This window comes from Archangium sp., from assembly GCF_036388035.1.
In the GTDB taxonomy this organism is placed as follows: Bacteria; Myxococcota; Myxococcia; order Myxococcales; family Myxococcaceae; genus Archangium.
The window spans coordinates 1-6,370 of record NZ_DASVSO010000510.1; the positions used below are offsets into that span (position 1 = coordinate 1).

Sequence of the window (6,370 nt, forward strand, 5' to 3'; positions counted from 1 at the left end):
CCCTACATGTTCAGGCTCACCCTGGCGGATGGGCGGATCGTCTATCGGACGGATCTCTACTCGCGCTGTCAGATCGGCCGGGGCACCCTCAACCCCAGGGGAAGTCCCTATACGGGAGGCCGGGAGGGGTTGAACGCCACCGTGAGTTGCTCCGTGGTGGTCGACCCCGACCAGGTGACGAAGCACTTCTCCGAGCCGCGATGGCCCGAGCGGGAGTTCCTCTCCGAGGAGGAGTTCTGGCGTGACGAGTACCGCGCCGAGCGGCCCGTCCCCTCTCGGGTGGAGGATCTGGTCATCTACGAGCTCCACGTCGGGGCACTCGGCTTCGGAAAGGACGGGGCGGGCACGCTGGAGGACGCCATGGCGCTGCTCGACTACCTCGAGGAGCTCGGGGTGAATGCCGTCGAGCTGCTGCCGATGTCTGAGTTCGGCGGGCTGCCCAACTGGGGCTACGCCACCACGCACTACCTCGCCATCGAGTACGCGGGCGGCGGCCGCGACCAGCTCAAGCACTTCGTTCGGGAGTGCCACCGGCGGGGGATCGCCGTCATCATGGACGTCGTCTACAACCACTACCACCCGGATGCCGACAGGGCGGAGTGGATGTATGACTCCAGCTCGCACCCGGACAACCTCTATTATTTCTATGAGGGACGTCCCGAGGACTACCCGGACTACGAGCGGGTGGCGGCCAGCCCCGGCTCGACGGCCGCCCCCGGGCACGGCGGATACATCGACAACCAGTCCACCGGCTACGCTCCCGCCTTCCACCGGGAGCAGGTGCGCGCCATGTTCATCAGCAGCGCGGTCACCCTGATGGAGGAGTTCCACGTGGATGGGTTCCGCGTGGATCAGACCACGTGCATCCACAGCTACAACGTGCTGCACGCCAACGGGCGAGAAGCCTCCCGCGCCAACATGCTCGGGGCCCGGTTCCTGCGCGAGTGGAGCCGCACCCTGAGGCTCATCCGCCCAGGCGTGCTGCTCATGGCGGAGGATCACTCCGGCTGGGACGCGGTGACCGCGCCCGACGCGGAGGGCGGCCTGGGGTTCGACGCCGCCTGGTATGCCGACTTCCACCACCACCTCATCGGTGACCCGACGCGCGGGATGGAGTTCGCCAAGCTGCTCTGGACCGCGGCGAAGTCGGACGGCCAACCCCTGGCGATGACGACCTTCTCGCGGGTACTCGCGCGGACGGGGCGGCGGGCGATCGTCTACCACTCCTCCCATGACGAGGCCGGGAACGGCGACGGCACGGCCAGGACGATCGTCATCGCCGCCAACGCCGCGAAGCTCCAGGACGAGGTGCTCCAGGCCGCCGAGGCGCGGTGTCGCACCATCTTCGGCCTCTCGGTGCTCTCGGCGGGCACCCCCATGTTCTTCATGGGAGAGGAGGTCGGCGCCGCCAGGGATTACCGCTACGACACCTTCCTGCGCAACCGGGAGGATCTCCAGGGGCTGCGCGCGGGCCAGGGACGCAACCTCTTCCGGTGCTACCAGGAACTCATCCGCCTGCGACTCACGCACGAGGGCCTGAGGTCGCGAGATCTCGAGATCCTCCTCACGCATGATGCGAACCGCGTCCTCGCCTTCCGGCGCCGGAGCGGGGCGGAGGAGTTCCTCGTCGTCGCCAGTCTCAACGACCGGCCCTTCGCCGACGGGTATGAGCTCGAGGGCCCTTGGGCCGACGCGAGCGGCTGGAAGGAGATCTTCAACACGGACGCCGAGCGGTATGGGGGGAGCAACGTCGGCAACCTCGGAGCGACGCTCTTCCCTCGGGGGAACGGGCTGCGCGTCGTCCTTCCGGCGCGGGGGCTCGTCGTCTTCCAGAAGTGGGAGCGGTGAAGAAAGAAGGGGCCAGGCTCGGGTTTCCCCGGGCCTGGCCCCTGTCCCACGTCGAAGAGTCGCTCACTGCCCGCAGCGGACGTCGGCGTCCACTCCCGGGGAGGACCTCGGGAGCATCCAGTCGATGAGGAAGGGCCCGGGGGTCGACAGGGCCTGCTCCAGCGCGGGACCGATCGACTCCGGCGTGCCCACCCGTGCAGCCGGTACGCCCATGGAGCGCGCGATGTCCACGAAGCGCAGCGGCGGGTACGACAGGCTGAAGGAGCCGGGGAAGGCATGCTCGGGGATGCCCCGCTCACGCCAGTACTCCTGGATGTTGACGTCGAGCAGCTTGTAGCCCCCGTTGTTGCAGACCACGAACTTGGCGCCGATGCCGTGGCGCACCGCCGTCCAGAGGGCCTGGATGGTGTACATGCTCGCGCCATCCCCGCTGAAGCTGATGACGGTCTTGTCTGGATGGGCGAGCTTGACCCCCAGGGCCCCGGGAATCCCCACGCCCAGGGAGCCCCCTCGCGACTGGAAGAAGTGCCCCGGCTTGCGCGCGGGCAGGAACCGGTTCACCAGCGGCGAGGTCGTCAGCGCCTCGTCGAAGATGATGGCGTCATCTCCCACCCGCCTCGCCAGCTCCCGCATGAAGAGCGAGGGCACGTCGCTCCCCGGGTCGCCCGCCTGGGACGCCAGGTTCCGTCGCAGGAGCTGGCGCTCCCCGGCGCTCCGCAGGCGCTGGGCGGCGGCCTCCCGCTGCGTGGGCGTCATGAGGCCGGCCAGCACCTCTCCCAGTGCCCCGAGGGTCCTCTTCGGGTCCGCCACGAGGCCCATGTCCACCGGGAAGTTCTTGGCGATCTCATACGCGTCCAGGTCGATGTGGGCGACCCGGGCGCCGGGGCGGAACACCCCGGACAGCGAGGGGAAGACCTCGGGGAACACATACGTGCCGACAATCAGCACCGCGTCCGCCTGGGAGACGACCGCCGTGCTGTCCTTGCCGAACATGTGCCCCAGCAGGCCGTTGAACAGGGGATGGCTCGCATCCATGTTCACCTCGGAGCTGTTGGCGCCCCACACCTCGGCGCCGAGCAGCTCGGCCACGCGCGTCAGCTCCGCCTGGGCATCCGAGTTCGCCACGCCGTCACCGACGATGAGCAGGGGCCGCTCGGCCGCCGCGAGCATCTGGGCGAGCACCCTCACCTCCTCGGGCCGCGGCGCGACCCGGGTGTCCAGCCGCGGCGTGGGGATGACCGACTCGTGGTTCGGCGCATCGAGCACGTCCATGGGCAGCGCGACGAAGACGGGCCCCATGGGAGGCGTGGAGGCGATCTTCACCGCGCGCCGGAGGACCCGCAGCACGGATTGGGGATCCACGACGCGCGTGGCCCACTTGGTGACGGGACGGGCCATGGCGACCAGATCGCAGGCCATCTGCCCGTCCATGGCGTCGTAGGCGACCCCGGCCTCCCCCGCGAGCACCACCAGGGGGGAGTTGCCGCGCTTGGCCTGGTAGAGCATGCCAATCCCATTGCCGAGCCCGACTCCGGAGTGGAGCTGGACGAAGGCGGGCCGGCGCGTCGCCCGGGCGTAGCCATCCGCCATGGCCACGGACACGGTCTCCTGGAGCCCGAGCACGTATTCGAGCCCGGGCACGTAGCGCATGGCATCCAGGAAGCCCTCCTCGACGGTGCCTGGATTGCCAAACAAGTACTTCGCTCCATCGGCGACCAGCTGCTCGAGGAGGGCGATATTTCCAGTCCTTCTCATGAGTGATTCCCCTGTGTGTTGTTGGCGCCGTTCCAGCCCCACTGCCGCAGTCCCTGCTCGAGCACCTCGACGAGCTTCTGGCCCGTGAGGAGGGAGTCCGGGGTGGAGCGCCCGGTGATGAACGGGTAGTCGACGATGACCGACGTCTCCTTCCCGAAGTTGCCGTGGTACTGGCCCTCCGGCGCGGTCGCGTCGCGGAGGATGTACTCGAGCGCGTACGGCGGTGGGCCCATGTTGAAGGTAGTGCCCAGGAAGCCGGTGCCGTCCTTGTAGTCGTACTCCACGCAGTGGCCCGTCACGTGCTTGTTCCTCAGGATGCTGCGCCGGTCCTCCATGTCCCGCGCGAAGGCGAGGCAACCGACGGCGTAGCACTCCGCGGCGATTGGCTTGCCCGACCGCAGGAAGCCGAGGATGAGGTCGTGCACGCGCTGGTTGTTGACCATGTCGACGATGGGTCCGCTGCCGCCCACCAACAGCAGCGCATCGAACCGCTCGAAGTCACGCAGGGCCGCCTCCCGCTGGCGGTGGTAGGCCTCGAGCGCGCGCACCAGCACGGGCTGGCTGAAGTAGGGCCGCTCGGGCAGCAGCGCCGAGAGGTTCAGCGGGGAGTCGAGGCGCCCGGAGCGGTAGAGCTCCCGCCCCTTGCGGGCCATCTCCGGCGTGGTCACCGGCCGACCCAGGGGCGGATCGATGAAGTCCGGGTTCAGGCTCGGCGGCAGGGGCCTCGGGCGCCGGCCGTCCGGCGTGGCGAACTCGACCTCGTAGCCCATGGCGTCGAAGCTCTCGAGTGGACCGACGAGCTCCTCGCTCCAGTAGCCGTAGCTGGAGAGGACGACCAGGATGCGCCGCTTGCTGCCCTCCCCTCGCGGCGCGGCCTGCGCCGGGGGGAAGACGGGCGTGAGGTGTGTGGCCTCCCGCGCGTCCTCGGCCACGATGAGATCCTTGATGCGCTCGATGAGCAACGAGACCTCGTGGTACGAGCGCCCCGTCACCAGGTCCTCATCCACCACCACGCCGGAGGGATCCGGCGTGTAGAGACCACCGGCGTTGGTGATGTCGGCCAGCACGACCTCGTGGCAGATGACCCGGCGCCCCGCGAGCAGCTCCGGGGTGGGCGTCAGCAGCCAGAGCCCGTGGCACAACGCCCCCTTGATGATCCTCGGGTCACGCATGGCGCGGCCGAAGAACTGGACCGCCGGTGACGAGCGCACCATGTCCGGGGTGATCGGCACCGGCTTGCCATCGGACCCGGAGGGCGGGACGAAGTGGCGCAGCCGCACGCTGGTGTAGTTGGCCGACATGATGACGGCCGCGTAGTCCTCCGGCTTCACCTGGCGGATGTCGAGGTCGACCGTCAGCAGCTCGGGCATCTGTCCGGGCTCCTCGACCTCGCTCACGAGGGTCAACGAGGGATTCCCATACAGGTTGGCCAGGAAGTGGACGGTCGCCCCCGCCTCCTCGAACCGCTTGCGGTACTCGGAGATCTCCACGGGGATGAACTGGCTCTCCAAGAGGACGGCGATCTTCTTTCCCTGCAACGGCAGATGACTCATGGCTTCCTCCGGAACTGGACGATGATCTCGGAATCGAAATCATTGGGTTGGAGAGCGATCTGGAACCGGTTGGGATCCACATCCGACCGACGCCTGCCATTGACGGTGATGCTGGCGATCTCGACGGAGCCGGGCTTGAAGAAGTCCGGCGCCACGTTGAGGGAGCGCAGCCCGCACTGGCTCGAGGGGTAGAAGTACAGGCAGAAGTTGGCGTCCTCGCTCCCCGCTGGCGCGACGAAGGCCCGCGTGTAGATGTGGGCCAGGTAGTTCAGCTCGAAGGAGTGGTAGCCGGCGATGGCGTAGCCCCCCTTGTTGGCGTAGCTCCCCTCGACGATGGGCAGCCCATCCTCCGTGGTGCGGAAGAAGATGCCCTGGCGATCCCTGTCCAGGAAGAACATGTTCCAGAACGCCGCCGCGGCGCGGGCCTGATCCAGGAACTCGGGATCCCGCGTGTGCCCGTAGAGGATCAGGTTGGCCAGGATGGCCTGCTCCTGCTGCCAGAAGTCCTTGGTGCAGCCCCAGGCGAACTCGATGGGCTGGCCATTGGACGGGTGCCGCTCGACGGCGTCGAAGACACCTCCGCGGACCAGATCGGCGCCATGGGTGATCATGGCCCTGGCCAGCCGCTCGGCGACCTGGAGCGCGCGCTGGGCCTCGTCATGACGCCCCTCGGAGAACCAGTAGCTGGCGATGCGCGGCAACTGCCAGGCGATCTTGTAGTTGTGGCCCACCACGGCCCGGTTCTGCTGCCAGCCCCACTCGTGATTGGGCTTCCAGTCCGCGTGGAAGCGCTCGTTCACGTACACGGACTCCGGGTCGGGGAACTTCTCGATGATGAGCTTGGCGGTCCGGTCGATCATCTCCTTGCAGATCTTGAGGAAGCTGGCGATCCCCTCATCCGCGCCTTGCGGCAGCGGCTCGAGGGCGAGGATCAGGTTGACCAGGTAGGCGGGGATGTGGTCGCCGATCGAGTTCCAGTTCTTCTCGAGCTGACGAGTCCCGAGCGCTGGCGAGTCCGGCCGCAGGTTGGCCGGATCGAGGTGGCTGAAGTAGCCATCCAGCCCCGGGAAGTCGGGGTTGACGCGCTTGAGGTCCAGGAAGAGCGCGTTGAACATGGCCACCGTGTGGCGGATGTCCTCCAGCACGGCCGGCTCGCCCGTGCAGCGGAAGTACTGCGTGAGCCCCGCCAGGGCGTAGATCTGCTCGTAGATGGC

Annotated in this window: 4 protein-coding genes; 1 reads left to right on the plus strand and 3 read right to left on the minus strand. The window is 68.1% G+C overall.

Going from position 1 to position 6,370, the window contains the following annotated elements; all coding sequences use genetic code 11:
* A partial coding sequence (locus VF697_RS20580; protein ID WP_331097510.1) for an alpha-amylase family glycosyl hydrolase occupies nucleotides 1–1,848 on the plus strand: 1,848 nt, incomplete at its 5' end.
* A 63-nt stretch (nucleotides 1,849–1,911) separates the two neighbouring features.
* On the opposite strand, the gene VF697_RS20585 is transcribed toward VF697_RS20580, so the two are convergent.
* The 3 genes from VF697_RS20585 to VF697_RS20595 form a co-directional block, all read right to left on the minus strand.
* Nucleotides 1,912–3,603, minus strand: coding sequence for a thiamine pyrophosphate-binding protein (locus VF697_RS20585; protein WP_331097512.1), 1,692 nt, complete (start codon nucleotides 3,601–3,603; stop codon nucleotides 1,912–1,914).
* Complete coding sequence (locus tag VF697_RS20590) at nucleotides 3,600–5,156, minus strand: DJ-1/PfpI family protein (protein ID WP_331097514.1); 1,557 nt, start codon at nucleotides 5,154–5,156, stop codon at nucleotides 3,600–3,602. Before VF697_RS20590 ends, VF697_RS20585 begins: the two co-directional genes overlap by 4 nt.
* A partial coding sequence (locus tag VF697_RS20595; protein ID WP_331097516.1) for an AGE family epimerase/isomerase occupies nucleotides 5,153–6,370 on the minus strand: 1,218 nt, incomplete at its 5' end. The genes VF697_RS20590 and VF697_RS20595, both read right to left, overlap by 4 nt.

Excerpts from the sequence above, each read along its gene's own strand:
- VF697_RS20585 (WP_331097512.1), bottom strand. The coding sequence starts at position 3,603 with ATGAGAAGGACTGGAAATATCGCCCTCCTCGAGCAGCTGGTCGCCGAT.
- VF697_RS20590 (WP_331097514.1), bottom strand. The coding sequence starts at position 5,156 with ATGAGTCATCTGCCGTTGCAGGGAAAGAAGATCGCCGTCCTCTTGGAG.